Origin of the sequence: Arthrobacter sp. U41, assembly GCF_007679325.1 — a bacterium.
Taxonomy (GTDB): domain Bacteria; phylum Actinomycetota; class Actinomycetes; order Actinomycetales; family Micrococcaceae; genus Arthrobacter.
On record NZ_VEGI01000001.1, the window covers coordinates 906,803 to 924,092 of the forward strand.

At 66.7% G+C, this 17,290-nt stretch carries 12 protein-coding genes; 3 read left to right on the forward strand and 9 right to left on the reverse strand.

Annotation, left to right across the window (positions count from 1 at the left end):
* Positions 1-110: 110 nt before the first annotated feature.
* Genes FS787_RS04150 through FS787_RS04165 form a run of 4 tightly spaced genes read right to left on the reverse strand, consistent with a single transcriptional unit; the run spans position 111 to position 8,493 of the window.
* Entirely contained in the window at positions 111-1,580 is a 1,470-nt protein-coding gene (locus FS787_RS04150) for a sensor histidine kinase (protein WP_144671023.1), read from the reverse strand.
* Positions 1,581-1,610: 30 nt separating this feature from the next.
* A complete protein-coding gene (locus tag FS787_RS04155) occupies positions 1,611-6,479 on the reverse strand; it encodes an NAD-glutamate dehydrogenase (protein WP_144671024.1) in 4,869 nt (1,622 codons plus the stop codon).
* A gap of 59 nt (positions 6,480-6,538) precedes the next feature.
* Complete coding sequence (locus FS787_RS04160; RefSeq protein ID WP_144671025.1) at positions 6,539-7,852, reverse strand: P-loop NTPase; 1,314 nt, start codon at positions 7,850-7,852, stop codon at positions 6,539-6,541.
* Positions 7,849-8,493 carry a hypothetical protein gene (locus FS787_RS04165; RefSeq protein WP_144671026.1) on the reverse strand — a complete coding sequence of 215 codons (645 nt, stop codon included), beginning with the start codon at positions 8,491-8,493 and terminating at the stop codon, positions 7,849-7,851. Before FS787_RS04165 ends, FS787_RS04160 begins: the two co-directional genes overlap by 4 nt.
* 148 nt (positions 8,494-8,641) lie before the next feature.
* Between FS787_RS04165 and FS787_RS04170 the strand changes: the two genes are divergently transcribed.
* A complete protein-coding gene (locus FS787_RS04170) occupies positions 8,642-8,857 on the forward strand; it encodes a helix-turn-helix domain-containing protein (RefSeq protein ID WP_056425852.1) in 216 nt (71 codons plus the stop codon).
* A gap of 70 nt (positions 8,858-8,927) precedes the next feature.
* On the opposite strand, the gene FS787_RS04175 is transcribed toward FS787_RS04170, so the two are convergent.
* Positions 8,928-9,500, reverse strand: coding sequence for a hypothetical protein (locus FS787_RS04175; RefSeq protein WP_144671027.1), 573 nt, complete (start codon positions 9,498-9,500; stop codon positions 8,928-8,930).
* Between the two features lie 195 nt (positions 9,501-9,695).
* On the opposite strand from FS787_RS04175, the gene FS787_RS04180 reads away from it, so the two are divergent.
* Entirely contained in the window at positions 9,696-10,508 is an 813-nt protein-coding gene (locus FS787_RS04180) for a LysM peptidoglycan-binding domain-containing protein (protein ID WP_186329087.1), read from the forward strand.
* A 73-nt stretch (positions 10,509-10,581) separates the two neighbouring features.
* Positions 10,582-11,073, forward strand: a complete 492-nt coding sequence (locus FS787_RS04185) for an Rv3235 family protein (RefSeq protein WP_144671029.1) — start codon at positions 10,582-10,584, stop codon at positions 11,071-11,073.
* 173 nt (positions 11,074-11,246) lie between these two features.
* Here the strand turns inward: FS787_RS04185 and secA are convergent, their stop codons facing one another.
* From secA to FS787_RS18095, 4 genes are all read right to left on the reverse strand, one after another.
* Complete coding sequence (secA, locus tag FS787_RS04190; protein ID WP_144671030.1) at positions 11,247-13,985, reverse strand: preprotein translocase subunit SecA; 2,739 nt, start codon at positions 13,983-13,985, stop codon at positions 11,247-11,249.
* 70 nt (positions 13,986-14,055) lie between these two features.
* Positions 14,056-15,324, reverse strand: a complete 1,269-nt coding sequence (locus FS787_RS04195) for a winged helix-turn-helix domain-containing protein (protein WP_144671031.1) — start codon at positions 15,322-15,324, stop codon at positions 14,056-14,058.
* A 32-nt stretch (positions 15,325-15,356) separates the two neighbouring features.
* Positions 15,357-16,082, reverse strand: coding sequence for a ribosome hibernation-promoting factor, HPF/YfiA family (gene hpf, locus FS787_RS04200; protein WP_144671032.1), 726 nt, complete (start codon positions 16,080-16,082; stop codon positions 15,357-15,359).
* A gap of 143 nt (positions 16,083-16,225) precedes the next feature.
* The gene (locus FS787_RS18095) at positions 16,226-16,423 is read right to left on the reverse strand and encodes a hypothetical protein (RefSeq protein WP_260982383.1); all 198 of its coding nucleotides are present in this window, start codon (positions 16,421-16,423) and stop codon (positions 16,226-16,228) included.
* Positions 16,424-17,290: the final 867 nt, after the last annotated feature.

The window sequence follows — 17,290 nt, forward strand, 5'->3', positions numbered from 1 at the left end:
CCTGACGCCGCACCAGGCGACCCGCTTGCAGGGACAGGACAGCAATGGCCGCAGACCTCAGTCTGCGGCCATTCGCCGTTTAATCGCCGCCGCTGAACCCTGCCGCGCGGCTACCGTTTGGCCAGGCTCAGGACAATCTGGACGTCCGTGCCGCCGCCTTCCCTGGCCTTCCACTGAATAGTCCCGCCCAGTTCGCTCATCACCAGGGTGCGCACGATCTGCAGGCCGAGGCCCTCCACATACGGTGTCGCCGGGATGCCAACGCCGTCGTCCGCCACAGTCACGGTGAGCAGTTCCTCGCTGTCCTCGGTTTCGGAGCGGTCCGCGATCAGCCAGACGGTTCCGGTTCTGCCCTCCAGTCCGTGCTCGACGGCGTTCGTCACCAGCTCGTTGATCACCAGGGCCAGCGGGGTGGCAAAATCGCTCGGCAGCTCGCCGAAGAGCCCCGAACGCGCCGTCTTCACCTGCTGCGACGGGGAGGCGACCTCGGCCGAGAGCCGGAACTGGCGGCCAATGAGCTCATCGAAGTCGACGCTCTGGGTCAGGCCCTGGGACAGCGTCTCGTGCACCAGGGCAATGGTGGCCACCCTGCGCATCGCCTGCTCAAGCCCCTGCTTGGCCTCATCGCTGACCATGCGCCGTGACTGCATCCGCAGCAGCGCAGCAACGGTCTGCAGATTGTTCTTCACCCGGTGGTGGATCTCGCGGATGGTGGCGTCCTTGGTCACGAGTTCCATCTCCCGCCGCCGCAACTCGGAGACATCACGGCACAGCACCAGAGCGCCAAAGCGCTGCTGTTCGTCACGTAAGGGAATCGCCCGCAGCGACAGGCTGACGCCGCGGGACTCGATTTCGCTGCGCCACGGCATGCGTCCCGTGACAACGAGCGGCAGGGTCTCATCCACCATGCGGCGGTCCTTTAGCAGTCCCGCGGTCACTTCGGCCAGGCTCCTGCCTTCGAGCGACTCGCCGTCGCCCAGCCGGCGGAACGCTGAGACCCCGTTGGGGCTCGCGTACTGCACAATACCCTCGGCGTCGAGCCTGATGAGACCGTCACCGACGCGGGGCGCGCCGCGTCGGGAACCCGTGGGTGAGGCGAAGTCCGGCCACAGCCCGAGCGTCCCCATCCGCAGCAGATCGTAGGCGCACTGCCGGTAGGTCAGCTCAAGCCGCGACGGCATCCGGGAGCTGGAAAGGTCCATGTGGGTCGTGACGATGGCCAGCGTCCGGCCATTGCGGACCATCGGCACAGCCTCGACCCGGAGGGCCATGTCGCTGCTCCAGTTGGTCTCGTTGGAGCGCTCGATCGTGCGGCTCTCCCATGCCTTGTCGACCAGCGGCTTCAGGTCCGACCGGATCCCCTCCCCCACGAAGTCGGCGTGGAACACCGTGTGCGTGGTGGAGGGGCGGACGTGGGCCAGCGCCACGTAACCGAACTCGGGGTGCGGAAACCACAGCGCCAGGTCGGCGAACGCCAGGTCCGCGACCATCTGCCAGTCGCCGACGAGGAGGTGCAGCCACTCGGCATCCCCCGGCCCGAAATCAGCGTGCTCCCTGATAGGGTCCGTAAAGATTGCCACTGCACCTCCAGTTGCGACGCCGGCAGTTGCCTAGCGTCGGACGATTGACCTCAAGAGCCTCAATGCTACCGACAGCGAGGCCATGTCATCGGCCTCGAGGGCGTTCACTTCATCAAACATGCTCTTCGCCCGGCTCAACTGCTCAACATTCTGGCCTTCCCAAGCCGCGAGCCGTTCCTCTGCGGGCAATCCCGGAGTTGTCGCCTCCAGCACGGCCGTCGTCATGTCCGACACGGTCGAGTAGAGATCGTCACGGAGGGCGGCGCGGGCCAGGGCCTGCCAGCGGTCTTCCCTGGGCAGCTTGGTGATGCGCTCAAGCAGGGAGTCGGCATGGAACCGGTTGAACACCGTGTAGTAGACGTGTGCGATGTTCTCGACGGGTTCCGGGCTGACGTGCACAATCTTGGCGATGTCCAGCAGCACGAAGCTCTCGAACAGTTCCGCCCAGCGGTGGGCCAGGTCCTCGGGCAGTTCCCAGCCGCGCGCCTTCTCGAGCCATTCAGTCACCCGGGCACGGTCGTCGCCGCGCAGGTACTCCAGCAGGCGCGCCCGCATCGGATCCATCAGCGGCTTGAACTCACCCACGATCTCGGCAATGGGCCGGGCCGCGTTGCCCTGGCTCAGGACCCACCGCACGGCCCGGTCCAGGAGCCGGCGGATGTCCAGGTGGACGGTGCTCCAGTGTTCCGTCGGGAAGGACGCGGGCAGCTCGTTGAGTTCCCCGACCATGATGTCCAGTTCGTAGACTTCACGGAGCGCCACGAACGCCTTGGCGACAGCGGCCTCGGTGGCCGAGGTCTCCTCCATGGCGCGGAATGCGAAGGTGATGCCACCCATGTTGATCATGTCGTTCGCCACCACGGTCGCGATGATCTCGCGCCGCAGCGGGTGGGTGTCGAGGTCGGCGTCGAACCTGTCCTGCAACTGCTGCGGGAAGTAGGCCCGCAGGGTATCGCGGAACCACGGATCGTCGGCCAGGTCGCTGTCGCGCAGCGCCGAGGCGAGTTCGATCTTGGCGTAGGCGGCCAGCACGGACAGTTCGGGCGAGGTCAGGCCCTGGCCCTGTTCAAGCCGCTCATGAAGCGTCTCCGTGGTGGGCAGGGCTTCCAGATCGCGCTTCAGCCCTGCATTTTTCTCCAGCCAGTCCATCAACCGCTCGTAGCTGGGGCTCCATTCGGAAACCCGCATCCGGTCATTGAGCAGCAGGATGTTCTGGTCAATGTTGTCCTCGAGCACCAGGCGGCCGACTTCGTCGGTCATCGAGGCCAGGAACTCCGAACGCTCCGCGGGATCCAGCTTTCCTGCCGCGACCATCCGGTCCACGAAGATCTTGATGTTGACCTCGTGGTCGGAGCAGTCGACGCCGGCGGAGTTGTCGATCGCGTCGGTGTTCAGGATGACGCCCTGGAGGGCGGCCTCAATGCGGCCCCGCTGCGTCATGCCCAGGTTGCCGCCTTCACCGACCACCTTCACGCGCAGCTCCCGTCCGTCGACGCGGATGGAGTCATTGGCCTTGTCGCCCACCTCGGCGTTCGTTTCCGTGCTGGCCTTGACGTACGTGCCGATTCCGCCGTTGTAGAGCAGGTCGGCGGGGGCGAGCAGGATCGCGCGCAACAGTTCTGGCGGGCTGAGCCGGGTGGTTCCGTCGGGCAGCCCCAGCGCGGACCGGACCTGGGCCGAAACCGGGATGGACTTCGCTTGGCGGGCGAACACGCCGCCGCCTTCGCTGATCAGGTCCTTGTTGTAGTCGTCCCAGGAGGAACGGGGCAGCTCGAAGAGACGCTGGCGCTCGGCGAAGGAGACGGCCTCATCCGGGGTGGGGTCGAGGAAGATGTGCCGGTGGTCAAAGGCCGCGAGCAGACGGATGTGCTTCGAGAGCAGCATGCCGTTGCCGAACACGTCGCCTGACATGTCGCCAACGCCGACCACCGTGAACGGCTCGGACTGCGTGTCCAGGTCCAGCTCGCTGAAATGGCGTTTGACCGACTCCCAGGCACCGCGCGCGGTGATGCCCATGGCCTTGTGGTCGTAGCCGACCGAGCCGCCGGACGCGAAAGCATCTCCCAGCCAGAACCCGTACTCCGCGGCCAGGCCGTTGGCGATGTCGGAGAATGACGCCGTGCCCTTGTCGGCCGCGACCACAAGGTAGGAATCGTCGTCGTCGTGCCGTACGACGTCGGCCGGCGGCACCAGCCGCTCGCCCTCCGGCGACGTGACGAGGTTGTCGGTGACGTCCAGCAGGCCACGGATGAACGTCTTGTAGCTTTCGACGCCCTCCGCCATCCAGGCGCTGCGGTCCGAGGCCGGGTCCGGGAGCTGCTTGGCGTAGAACCCGCCCTTGGCCCCGGTGGGCACGATCACGGCGTTTTTGACCGTCTGCGCCTTGACCAGGCCAAGGATTTCCGTGCGGAAATCCTCACGGCGGTCAGACCAGCGCAGGCCACCGCGGGCCACCTTGCCGAACCGCAGGTGCACACCCTCGACCCGGGGCGAATAGACCCAGATCTCAAACATCGGAGTGGGGAACGGGAGTCCGTCAATAGCGGCCGGGTTCAGCTTGAAACTGAGGTGCGGCTTGTTCTGGTAGTAGTTGGTCCGCAGCGTCGCCAGGATGAGGTTCTTGAAGGTGCGCAGAACACGGTCGGCGTCGAGGGTTGCGACCTGTTCGATCGCCGCGTCCAGTCCGGCGAGGACCTCCTTCTGCCGGAGCCGGCGCTCGTCCTCGCCCAACGAAGGATCGAAGCGGGCCTCGAACAAGGCGCTGAGCCCGCGGTTGACATCGGGGTTGGCCAGCAGCGTGTCGGCCAGGAACCCGTAGGAGTTCGTGTTGCCCATCTGCCGCATGTACTTGGCGTAGGCGCGCAACACAACGACCTGGCGCCAGTGCATTCCCTCGCGCAGCACCAGCCGGTCGAAGCTGTCGGATTCGACGGCGCCGGACACTGCGGCACCGAAGGAATCCGCGAGCAGCTGCCCGGTTTTGATGGGGTCCACGCCCGCCGGGTACTTCAGGCCCAGGTCGTAGAGGAAGAAGTCACGGTGGTCCGACGTCTCGATCTCGAACGGGCGCTCGTCCAGGACCTCCAGGCCCAGGTTGTGGAAGAACGGCAGGATCTGGCTCAGGCTCTTGGGGTCCAGCATGTAGAGCTTGACCCGCGCGTCCTCTTCGAGCGTCGCACCGGCGCCCTGGGGCAGATAGACGTGGACGCCGGGCTGCTCCTGCACGGTCTCGCCGGCCCGCTCCGCGGCGGCTCCGTATTTCTCGAAGCGGGCGATGTCCTCGAGGGCATCCTCCACCTCATAGTCGACCCGGTAAGTCGCGGGGAAGGCCTCGGCCCACACGGCGGCAAGCTCCTTGGCGCCGTCGTCCTGAACGCCGCTCTCGGCGCGGGCATGCAGAACCTCCGCGATGCCCTCGCTCCACGAGCGGGCCGCCCGGACAAGGCGTTTTTCGAGGTCGTCGCTGTTGACGTTGCTGACGTCGGCATTCTTGGGAAGCCTGATCCGGAAGAAGAGCCGGGCCAGGGCGGACTCCGTCATCCGCGCCTCGTAGTCGATGGACACGGCGTCGAAGGTCTCGCGCAGCTCCTCCTCGATGCGCAGGCGCACATTCGTGGTGTACCGGTCACGCGGAAGGTAGACGAGGGCTGACATAAAACGCCCATAGATGTCCGGCCGGAGGAACAGCCGGGTCCGGCGGCGTTCCTGCAGCCGCTGGATACCGGTGGCAATCGCGGCCAGATCAGGGACCTCGATCTGGAAAAGCTCATCCCGCGGGTAGGTTTCGAGGATCCCCAGCAGATCCTTGCCGGAGTGGGAGTCCGGCGGGAAGCCCGCGTCGCTCAGGACGGCGGCGACCTTTTCGCGGACCACCGGAATGTCGCGGACGGATCCGGCGTACGCGGTGGTGGCGAAGAGCCCGATGAAGCGGCGTTCACCGTTGACGTTGCCGGCGGCGTCGAAGCTTTTGACGCCGATGTAGTCCAGGTACGCGGAGCGGTGGACGGTGGAGCGGGAGTTGGCCTTGGTGATGACAAGCGCGCGCTTTTCCCGGGCCTTCCGCCGTCCGGCCTCGGTGAGGTGCTGGATCTGGTGCGGGGTGTCGGCTCCGCCACGCAGCAGCCCGAGGCCACTCTCCTCCCGGGGCTCCAGGACGTCCTCGCCGGATTCGTTCTTGAGGTCGTACTCGCGGTAACCGAGGAATGTGAAGTTCCCGTCATCCAGCCAGCGGAGCAGCTCCTGGGCCTGGCGGAGTTCGGCGATCTGCGCGGGGTTGGCCAGCTTGTCGAGGTCCTCCGCGATCTGCAGTGCCTTGTGCCGCATTTTCGGCCAGTCTTCGACGGCGGCACGCACGCCGTCGAGCACACGGCCGATGCCCTCCACCAGCGCCGCGCGCTTCGCGTCGTTGACGCGGTCGATTTCGACGGCGATCCAGGATTCCATGTGCGAGGCGTTGTCGCCCTGGGCGATCAGGTGCGAGAGATTCGGCATGGCAGCTGTGTCGCCGCTGGAGATGCCCAGGTGCGACGGCACCCGTGCCACCTTCACGAGTTCCCCGCTCTCGCGGTTGCGGGTCACGACGAACAGCGGGTGCATCACCAGGCGGATGGGGGACTTCTGCCGGACCAGTTCGGCGTTGACCGAGTCCACGAGGAAGGGCATGTCGTCGGTGACGATGTAGACGACGCTGCGGTCGGCCTCGTCGGCGATGGTGATGTTGGCGGTTCCCGGGAACCGGTGCGCCGCCGTGTCGCGGTGCGTCTGCGCCCGCGCGGCGAGCAGCTCCGCCGGATAGGCGCGGGCATCCTCTTCAGCCAGGTGCTCGTAGTAGTCCTTCAGGTAGCCTGCTCCGGCACCGATCGAAACGGGTTGATCCTCCACGCTGGACCCAGACGACATCGACAAACGCCTCCATCAAGAAAATTCACGGCCGCTTCGTTGCGACCCTCATGGCGAGCCTAGTCCTTTGGTCGGCGCTTCGCTGTGGAAGAAAATACAGAGGATCCGCGATTTCGCTGGACGGGTGCACAAACCAGTGCGGCGATCGCCCGCCGTAGGGGCGAATCCGGGGCAGCCTCCAGCAGGAGGGATCCCGACAGCAGCGCCGCATCGGTCGAGACCGGATCCGCCGGGAGGAAGCCCGACACAGGGACGGCAGGGCCGTACCGTTCCCACGCTTCGCGGAGCTGCCGCTCCGGGGCGCGTCCCACGGCGGACTGGCGGACCTTGTTTAGCACCACCTGCGGGGACACGTGCGGGACGGCCGATTCCAGCTCGGCGAGGCCACGGACCAGCCTCGGGACGCCAATCGAATCGGCTGCCCCGACAGCGAACACCGTGTCCGCCAGCTCAAGACTCCTCAGGGTCGCGGCGTTCCGGCGCGGCGCCATGGTGTCGAAGCTCAGCTCTTCATCGGATTCAAGGCAGAATCCGGTATCGATGACGATCACCTCAGCTACCTGCCGCGCCCTGGCCAGGACAAGCGATAGGGCGGCGGCGCGGAGTTCAGTCCAGCGGTCCGCGCGGGTGATTCCGGTCAGCACATGGAAAGTGCCGGTTTTGGTGACCACCGGCACCGCCACCCTGAGCAAGGCCTCCTCATCGAGAAGACCCTGGTCCGCGAGGCGGCAGGCCTGCGCGAGCCCCGCCGCCTCGTCCAGCAGACCAAGCATGGCAGCAACGCTGGCACCGTAGCTGTCGGCATCCACCAACAGCACGGCATTTCCCTCGGCTGCCAGCTCTGCCGCCATATTGGCCGCAAGCATGGTCCGGCCCGGCGAACCGGCAGGGCCCCACACCGCAATGATCCGCCCCTCGGCGGACCGCTCCGGCCCCTCCGCGGCTGTTCCGTTTGACGGTCCGGGCGCGGGACCGCCTGCGGCCTGCCCCGGGTTGCCTCCCTGCCGGAGCCGGGGGCCCGCCCCGGCAAGCACTGCGACAGCGGCCTCGATGCGTCCGGCGAGGGCCGCGGCGTCGACCCCGGTCAGTTCGGCGGCCACACCGATGACCCCGAGCCGGGCCTGTTCCTCCGGGTTGTCGGTCAACGCGAGGACCACAACGCCGACGGCGGACAGCCGGTCGACCAGCGACGCCGTCAGTTCCTCGCTGCCCTCCGCCACAACAGCGGCACGGGCCAGCCCGCCTTGGCAGGCCGCCAGAAGTTCCGCCAGTTCGTTGCACCGGCGCACCACGGATACCGGTCCGTGGAGCCGTTCCAGCCGGCCGACCAGGTCTTCGCGCGAGTCTCCGACGGTGACGACCGGGATGCTCACCGGCCTGCACCGCCCGGGTTCCAGACCACGGAGATTTTTGCCTTGTTGGCTTGCGCGCCCAGCAGCTTCGGCATCTGCTCGTCCGCAACCAGCACCATCACGACGGTGGACCGGGCGGACCCCAGGGCGCTGCTGCCGGGCGTGATCTGGGCAATTTCCGCGCCGGGCAACAGCAGGGCCGGCTGGCTGAAGCCGTTCCGGGTGTCCGGCAGCGCCACCCAGACGTCCACCCGGGAGCCCGCAACCGCCTGGGACGGCAACGACTCCTCGATGGTGACGGCGACCGGCTTGCGGTCCAGGCCGTCCGGCTGCCCGAAGCTCCCGCGGGGCACCAGCTGGTCCTTGCCGATTCTCTGGATGGCAACGAGCCCTTCCCCCAGACCGTTCGACGGCGTCAGATAGTGCTGCTCGACGTCGCCCAGGCGGACCCTCACGCGGCTCAGTTTGTCCACAGTCAGCTTTTCTCCCACCGCGATCGCTTCCCGGGCGGTGTATGCCTCGGCGGTCTGGTCCGCGGCTCCGACCAAGGAAACAACCCCCACGACGGAGGCCAGGACGAGCAGAATGCCAACGAGGAGCTTGGGATCTTTCCAGGAAGGCTTCTTCAGCCGCGCCCCGCCGGCCACCGTGCTCGAACTCATGCGCCTGCTCCCCCCGTAGTCGCCGCCCGACGCTGACCGGGCATCATCATTGTTGCGCCTTAGCGCCCTGACGGGAAGCCTCGGAAACAAAGAAGTGCAAACTGTGGATAACAGCCTCAGATGGAGCCATCGGTGGCAAAATGGTGTTATGCCCCGATTCCTGACCCTGGCCGATGTCGCAGAGCAGCTCCAGATCAATGCCCCGGCCGCCTACGCACTGGTACGCAGCGGTGAACTCAAGGCCATCCAGGTGGGAGGCCGCGGTCAGTGGCGTGTCGAGGAGAAGATGCTCGAGCAGTACATCGAGGAGCGGTACGCGGAAGCAAGCCGGATGATCGAAGAGGCCAAGTCCAAGACCCGCTGAACCGGCCGTTCTGAGCCGGCCGTGCCGCGGGCGGTCCCGCCATTGCCCTGGCGGCCCTCTGGTCTGATGCCTAGGTGCCCGGAGTCCGGGCCGACCTGATTCCCGCCAGCGCTGCCAAGGGAATGGTCTCCAACTGCCGGACGTTGGCCGCCCTTCGCTCCTCGCCATCTCCGGTGACCGCCAAATCGAAGTAGTCGCGCCCCACCCGGTCAATCACGCCGTGGAGGGTCGTCTCCCCCGCCGGGCCGCCCGCAATCAGGACAGCCAGGGCTGCGCGGTCCCGGGCCAGGCCGCGCAGGGCGCTGGCCAGGCCGAGCCGTTGGCGGACCTTGGACGGCTCGGGTACGGACAGCCGGGAAAGTCCGTGGTAACGGACTGCCGACGCGTAGGGAACCAACACCTGATGCCGGGGTTCGTCCAGCACCAGCGCCTGGCTGCCCGCGTGGCTAAGGGTCCCCTCGAACGTTGACCCGGACGCGAGCCGGACCGTAATCATCAGTCCCAGCGAGCCGCGCAGCCTGTCTGCGAGCTGGACCGCTGCCTCCTCCATCCGGGTGCGCTCCGTGATTTCCGCGTCGAGATCCCGGCGCTCCCCGGCGGCCAGTTGAGTCTCAAGATCGTCAAAGAGGGCATCCCAGCGCATGCGTCAGCGTAGGCGCGGCGGTCTTCGCCGGTCAACCACAGTCTTTCCCATCCGCTATAGACAAAGGGACATAACAGGATCAAACTACTGTCAAAAGTATTAAACGACATCAAACAGCATCTAATGACAGCCACTTCGATGTGAGGCAGGCAGAGAATGAGAGCAGCGGCATCCCCCGGTTCCACACCCCGGCAAGTGCTTCGAGCCGACACGGCCATGGCCGCCGTCGGGTTGTTGCTGGGGCTGTTCCTCGCCGGCACGGGTGGCAGCATGGTCCAGCGCCTGAGGTCCTCCTCGGCGCGCCGCCAGTCCCTTGGGTTCGAAGACCAGCTGGGCCTCGTGGCGAACACGGCCGGACTGATCGTGACGGTCTGGTGGGTCATGTCGCTGGCTATTGCCATCACCGCGGCGCTCCTGCAACGGTCAGGAAAGATACGTGCCGCCTCGGCTGCCGGGAAGTTCGCCCCCGGATTTATGCGCCGGCTCGCCTTGGCCGCCGTCGGACTCCAGCTGCTCACCGCACCGCTCGCCACGGCATCCCCCGTTGAGTCGCTATCCATCATGCCGTCACTATCCACCGTGCCGTTTCAGTCCACCGTGCCGTTTCAATCCACCGTGCACTCGCCGGAGGCAGCTTCCCCTTCCCCCTCTGCGTCCGGCGCATGGACACCGGCGCCGGCTCCGGCCGCCACGGGCTCTCCGCCGGCGGCTGGCGCCCCGGCCGTTGCCCATCCGCAGTGGCGCCCGCTCCCCCCGGTCATCGAACCCGGCCCGCTGGCGGGCGGGCCGCGGCGCCTCCAGCAGCCCGCCGGCCGGGGACTTGAGGTGACAGTCCGCGCGGGGGATTCGCTATGGGGCCTGTCCGCGGCCCGGCTGGGTCCCTACGCTTCCGACGTCGACATCGCCTTGGACTGGCCACGGCTCTACCGGGCCAACAGGGACATCATCGGCGATAATCCCCATCTGCTGCGGCCCGGCCAGGTACTCCGGGTTCCGCCGATGTCCTGAGTCCGAAAACCATCAGCATTTCCATGCGCCACCGTGATCCGCACCAGCCAGCCACAACAGCAAAGGAAGCCCCATGAGCGCCATGCCCCGCCCCCGCGCCGCCGCGGAACCCCGCCTGTCCACGTCATCGCCGTTGCGCCTGGTCCAGGGCAGCGCAGCTCCGGCGGACCGCGCGAACACTCGTTCCGTTGAGCCGCAACTGCTGGGCGCGGCCGACGAGGAGCGGGAGATATGCGCCATTTCCCGCAGCACGGTTCAGGCCGCCATCGAGGTGCTGGCGGGCACCCGGCCGGCGCAGCAGCTGGCCCGCAGGCTTGACGAACGCTGCCTCGCGGCCCTGCAGCACCGGGCAGCACTGACCCGCAGGGTTCCGTGCGGCGCGTCGCCCACCGCAGGACGGCTGCACCGCAATCCTTCCGTCCGCTCGGTCCGGGCGTGCCGGGTATCCGCGGATGTCTATGAAGCCAGCGCCGTAGTGGCTGAGGATTTGCGGGTTCGGGCGGTCGCTTTGAGGCTGGAGCGCAGCAGGCTGGCCTGGCGGGTCACGGTGCTGGAAATCGGTTGACCGCAACCGCACACTGTGGCCGGAAAACACGCTGGGGGCTGACTGACGGAAGCGACTGAAGGAGGAGACAGCAGCAATGAAAGAGGACCGGAACATGTTCCGGTCCTCTTTCATTTGCTCTCATATGGTGCCTGTCGGGCCTCGCGTCAGCGAAGCAGCCCACAGGCGCCCGGCTAGCGCCGCTTCTTCTTGTTCGCGCGGCGCGGGGAGTCCTGCGCCGCCGCCTTGGCGGGGTTGCCGGAGCGTCCGGACGTCTTCGCCTCGACACGCGTCTGGGCGGAACCGTCCTCCCCGGGGGCCGTGTACTGCAGCTGGGCCGGCTTTTCGGGTGCTTCCAGTCCCGCCGCCCGGATCTGCGGCTCGTGATGTTCCGTGTGCTGGCCGGTTTCGTCCGCCACCACCACGTCCTCGGCGGGGGTCACTTCAACCTCAAGGTTGAACAGGAAACCGACGCTTTCCTCCCGGATGGCCTCCATCATGGCCTGGAACATGATGAAGCCCTCGCGCTGGTATTCCACCAGAGGATCGCGCTGTGCCATCGCGCGCAGGCCGATGCCTTCCTTCAGGTAGTCCATCTCATAGAGGTGTTCCTGCCATTTGCGGCCGATGACCGAAAGAACCACGCGCCGTTCGAGCTCGCGCATGCTCTCCGGGCCAATGGCGTCTTCGCGGGCCTTGTAGACAAGGCGCGCGTCGGAGAGGATCTCTTCCTTGAGGAAGTCCACGGTGATCCGTGACTTTCCACCGGCCTCATCGATGAGGTCGCGCGGCGTGACGCTCACGGGGTAAAGGGTCTTGAGGTTGGACCAGAGCAGGTTGAAGTCCCAGTCGTCGCCGGTGCCCTCCGCCGTGGCTTCGTCGATGAACGCCGTGATCGTGTCTTCCAGGAAGTACTGGACCTTCTCGTGGAGGTCGTCGCCCTCAAGGATTCGGCGGCGGTCGCCGTAGATGGCTTCGCGCTGGCGGTTCAGGACGTCGTCGTACTTGAGGACGTTCTTGCGCTGTTCGGCGTTGCGCCCCTCCACCTGGCCCTGGGCCGAGGCGATGGCGCGCGAGACGAGCTTGGATTCAAGCGCCACGTCGTCCGGGACGGAGCTGTTCATCAGCCGTTCTGCCGCGCCGGAATTGAAGAGACGCATCAGGTCATCTGTCAGGGACAGATAGAACCGGGACTCGCCGGGGTCGCCCTGACGGCCGGAGCGGCCGCGAAGCTGGTTGTCGATCCGGCGTGATTCGTGCCGTTCGGTGCCCAGCACGTAGAGGCCGCCGAGGCCCAGGACTTCCTCATGCTCGTCCTTGACGGACTGCTTCGCGGCTTCGAAGGCCTCCGGCCACGCCGCCTCGTATTCTTCGGAGTTCTCTTCCGGGTCCAGCCCGCGCTTGGCGAGTTCGGCGACGGCAGTGAACTCGGCGTTGCCGCCGAGCATGATGTCGGTACCGCGGCCGGCCATGTTGGTCGCCACGGTCACGGCACCCTTGCGCCCCGCCTGCGCCACGATGGCGGCTTCACGGGCGTGGTTCTTCGCGTTGAGGACCTCGTGACGGACCCCCTCCTTGGCCAGCAGCCGGGAGAGGTATTCGCTCTTCTCGACGCTGGTGGTGCCCACCAGGATCGGCTGGCCCTCTGCGTGCCGCTCCGCGATGTCCTTGACCACCGCGTCGAACTTGACGGCCTCATTTTTGTACACGAGGTCCGGCTGGTCGATCCGCTGCATGTCGCGGTTCGTGGGGATGGCAACGACGCCGAGCTTGTAGGTGCTCATGAACTCGGCGGCTTCGGTCTCGGCGGTGCCCGTCATGCCGGCCAGCTTGTCGTACATGCGGAAGTAGTTCTGCAGCGTGACCGTGGCCAGCGTCTGGTTCTCGGCCTTGATCTCGACGCCTTCCTTGGCCTCGATCGCCTGGTGCATGCCCTCGTTGTAGCGCCGGCCCGCAAGGATGCGGCCGGTGTGCTCGTCAACAATGAGCACCTCGCCGTCGAGGATGACGTAGTCCTTGTCCCGCTTGAAGAGTTCCTTTGCCTTGATGGCGTTGTTCAGGAAGCCGATCAGCGGGGTGTTGGCGGACTCGTAGAGATTGTGGATCCCGAGGTAGTCCTCAACCTTTTCGATGCCTGCCTCGAGCACGCCGACGGTCCGCTTCTTTTCGTCAACTTCGTAGTCTTCCTCGGGCTTGAGCCGGGTGACCACCTTGGCGAATTCGCTGTACCAGCGGTTGGTGTCGCCCTGGGCGGGGCCGGAGATGATGAGCGGGGTCCGCGCCTCGTCGATGAGGATGGAGTCGACTTCATCGACGATGGCAAAGTTGTGGCCGCGCTGGACCAGTTCGGACTTGTCCCATGCCATGTTGTCGCGCAGGTAATCGAAGCCGAATTCGTTGTTGGTGCCGTAGGTGATGTCGGCGGCGTACTGCTCGCGGCGCAGGGCGGGGTCCTGATTGGAGAGGATGCAGCCGCTGGTCAGTCCAAGGAACCGGTACACGCGGCCCATAAGGTCCGACTGGTATTCCGCAAGGTAGTCGTTGACCGTGATGACATGCACACCGTTGCCGGCAAGGGCGTTGAGGTAGGCCGGGGCGGTGGCTACGAGCGTCTTGCCTTCACCGGTCTTCATTTCGGCGATGTTGCCCAGATGCAGGGCCGCGCCGCCCATCAGCTGGACGTCGAAGTGGCGCATGCCCAGGGTGCGGGAGGAGGCTTCGCGGACGGCGGCGAACGCCTCGGGCAGGAGGTCATCCAGCATCTCGCCGTCAGCGTGGCGTGTGCGGAGACGGTCGGTCTCCTCACGCAGTTCAGCGTCGGTGAAGGTCTGGAAGGAGCTTTCAAGGGCATTGATGGAATCGGCATAGTTCCGCAGTTGCCTCAGGGTTTTTTTGTCACCCGTGCGGAGAAGTTTTTCGATAAGTGATGCCACGTGAAGTTGCTCCCAGTCTCAAGCTGCCGAATTCTGGCGTGTTTAGTCTACGGGAGAGACGCAGGGCCGGTTACGCCTGTTCCCTCAGAGCGGATAGACCGCTTCCTGCCTTGGCCACGGCGTCCGCGAGCGCCGCCGCCAGGTCCCCTTTCGGGGAAACGATAACCCCGTCCAGTTCCAGCCACTCTGCCATGATCTGCAGTTCCGCGGCGAGTTCGACGGCGGTGTCGTCCGGAGCGCCCGGCTCCGCGTGGGCCGCCCTCGCCAGGAGGAGCCCGTTGGCCCGGTCGGCCTTGAGGTCGACGCGGGCCACGATTCCGTCGCGCAGCAGGAACGGCAGCACGTAGTAGCCGAACCGACGCTTCGGCTCAGGGGTGTAGATCTCTATGCGGTAGTGGAAGCCGAAGAGGTCCTCGAGGCGCCGCCGCTCGAAGACCAGCGAGTCGAAGGGGCTCAGCAGCGCCCGGCCCGTGGCCGTGCGCGGGAGTCTGGCCTCGACGTGCCGATAGACGGTTTTGTTCCAGCCAGGAACGGTGACGGGTCGCAGCCGGCCGGCGTCGAGAAGGTGCTCCACAGCAACGGCCGACGCACGCAGGGGTGTCCGGAAGTAGTCAGCAAAGCACCGCAGCGTGCCGATTCCGTGGGCGCGGGCAGCGGCATCGATGAGGCGGACCAGCGCGGCCGCCTGATCCTGACCGGCGTCGGTGTTACCCGCAGCACCCGGATCGTCGTGCGGCAGTTCGGGGAGGACCCTCGCGGTAAGGGTGTAGCGCCGTTCGAAGGATTCCGTGCGGGACGATGCCGAGATGAGACCGGCCTCGAAGAGGTGTTCAAGGACGCGCTTCACGACGTTCCAGTTCCACCCCCAGTTGTCCTGCTGCCGATCCTCCACGTGGCCCAGGCGGGCTGTGAGTTCGGCGGCGGTCATCGGGCGGCCGGCGGCGAGCGCTTCGAGCACCCTGGCGGCGACACCGCTGCGCAGTTCGGGGTCCATGGCGTGTGCCCCCACCCATTTCCGGCTCTGCCACAGGACCAGGTCCTGGAAGAGGTCCGGACGGATGAAGCTGGCCTCGTGGGCCCAGTACTCCATCATGCGGCGCGGGTGGGTGCCCGCCATTCGCTGGAGGATGGCGCGGTCGTAGTTCCCCAGGCGGGAAAAGAACGGCAGGTAGTGGCTCCGCGACAACACATTGACGGAGTCGATCTGCACCAGGTGCAAACGGGCAAAAGTACGGCCCACCGCCCGTGCTGTGACGGGTCCGGCGGGCCGTACTTTGTCTAATCCCTGGGCTGCCAGTGCGATTCGCCGTGCCTGCGGGAGGCTCAGCACTTCCTGCACGTCAGTCCTTTCGTTGGATGGTCAGCACCAGCTTAGGCGGTGGCCGGCGCATCCTCGGAACGGTAGGCGAGAATCTTCTCTTCCAGCGCTGACGCCCCTGGCTCACAGGTCTGGTCCAGGGAGATCACTCCATAGGTCCACCCCTCGCGGCGGTACACGACGGACGGAGCCTTGGTCTCCTTGTCTACGAAGAGGTAGAAGTCGTGGCCCACGAGTTCCATGTTGTCGACGGCGTCGTCGAGCGTAAGGGACGACGCCGGGAAGACCTTCCGGCGGATGAGCACGGGTGAGTCTCCGGCCGGGATATCGTTCTCAACCTCATAGGGCGATTTTTCGGCGGCATCCTCCTTGGGTTCCAGCCAGTGGTTCGCCTCTTCGTAGATGGGCTCGCTGGTGCTCGCGGGCTCAAGGGTTGCCGTCGCCTCGGTGACGGACTTGGGGGTGTGCCTGCCATGGTGGACCTTCTTGCGGTCCTTCGCCCGGCGCAGGCGTTCAAGAAGCTTGTTGTACGCAAGATCAAACGCGGCGAATTTGTCTGCGGCGCTGGCTTCGGCACGAATCACGGGGCCACGGCCCAGGACAGTCAGCTCAACCGTGAGCATCTCATCGGTCTGCCGGGCCTTGGTCTCCTTGGAAACCTTTGCGTCCACCCTCTGGACTTTGTCCCCCAGCGACGCGATCTTAGAGACCTTCTCGTCGGCATACTCGCGGAACCGGTCCGAGACCGTCAAATTGCGTCCGCTGATCATGAACTCCATGGTGCCCTCCAAATGACTTCGGTGACACGACGGCGGCACTTCCTGGGGCTGTTCTGACTGACAGTCGAGCCCCTTTCCGAGCCGCTATCGACAGGTACATCTGTTCTTGGTACCCATCTTCGACGTTAGTTCATAGACACCTCTTATTCATCCTTTTTTGGTTTATTTTTTTCGTTGACGGGCCGGTTCCCTGCCATGTCGCGGTCAGCCGGGCCGATGTCCAGCGCGACCGGCGGGCGTGTCGCGGCCAGGACGACGGCGCCCCTCACCAGCGCCCCGGCAGCACGCAGCGCCCGGGCCGCCTCGGCCAGCGTGGCACCGGTGGTGAGGACGTCGTCCACGATGAGGCACGGCTGTCCGCGCCGGCGCGAAGAGTCCGCGGCGGACCCGCATGGACCCGCGCACCCGCTGCGCGCGGTCCCCGCGGCCCAGCGCCTTCTGTCCCCCCGCCGCTCCGCGCGGCCCGGGCAGACGGTAGCGGGAACCGGCTGTCAGCACCGGCAACCCCGCTCCCCCGGCACGTCCGGCGCGGGCTCGCAGGCCGGTCTTCCGGAGGGCGTGGACGGTGGAGGGGCCCGGTGGCAGGCCCGCTGCCGGCGCCCGGTGCAGCCCTGCCCTGCCGAGCAGCACATGGACCGGGCTGAACCCCCTTCTCCGGTAGGCGCTGCTGCTCGTGGGGACCGGTACGAGCAGCAGTCCCGGAGACTCCCCGACAGCGGCCCTGATAGCCCCGGCCAGGCCTTTGGACAACACCCCGGCGAGCTGCCCCTGGCCGTCTTTTTTGAAGGAGAGCACCGCCTGCGCCAACTCCGCGCGGTAGGGGCCGGCAGCCACGACCGGCAGGAGCACCGAGCCGTCCACCGCCATCAGGGCAGGGGCCTGCGCTTCTGCACGGAACGGTGCGCGCATCAGCAGCCGGAGCTGCCGTTCGCACCCGCCGCAGAGCGCGCGGTCTTCGGCCCCGCAGCAGACGCAGTCCACCGGCGCGGCGAGTGCCAGGACGTCGGCCGCGGCCGCCGCGGCCGCGTCCGCCAGGCGTGCCAGGGGCTGCCGGTAGCCGCCACGGTGCCGTGCTGCAGCCGTGGGCGCCGGAGACAGGTCAGGGTCTGCGGCCCGCCGCGGCACGCCGTCGCGCAGTTGTTTGGGACTCACCACCTACCAAGGTTCTCCCGGCGCGGCCCGCGGCGGGAGGCCCTGGGAACGCCATG

What these genes read in the sequence shown, in the direction of transcription:
- FS787_RS04155 (WP_144671024.1), bottom strand. Translation starts at nt 6,479, where the DNA reads ATGTCGTCTGGGTCCAGCGTGGAGGATCAACCCGTTTCGATCGGTGCC.
- FS787_RS04185 (WP_144671029.1), top strand. Translation starts at nt 10,582, where the DNA reads ATGAGCGCCATGCCCCGCCCCCGCGCCGCCGCGGAACCCCGCCTGTCC.
- FS787_RS04175 (WP_144671027.1), bottom strand. Translation starts at nt 9,500, where the DNA reads ATGCGCTGGGATGCCCTCTTTGACGATCTTGAGACTCAACTGGCCGCC.
- hpf (WP_144671032.1), bottom strand. Translation starts at nt 16,082, where the DNA reads ATGGAGTTCATGATCAGCGGACGCAATTTGACGGTCTCGGACCGGTTC.
- FS787_RS04165 (WP_144671026.1), bottom strand. Translation starts at nt 8,493, where the DNA reads ATGAGTTCGAGCACGGTGGCCGGCGGGGCGCGGCTGAAGAAGCCTTCC.
- FS787_RS04170 (WP_056425852.1), top strand. Translation starts at nt 8,642, where the DNA reads ATGCCCCGATTCCTGACCCTGGCCGATGTCGCAGAGCAGCTCCAGATC.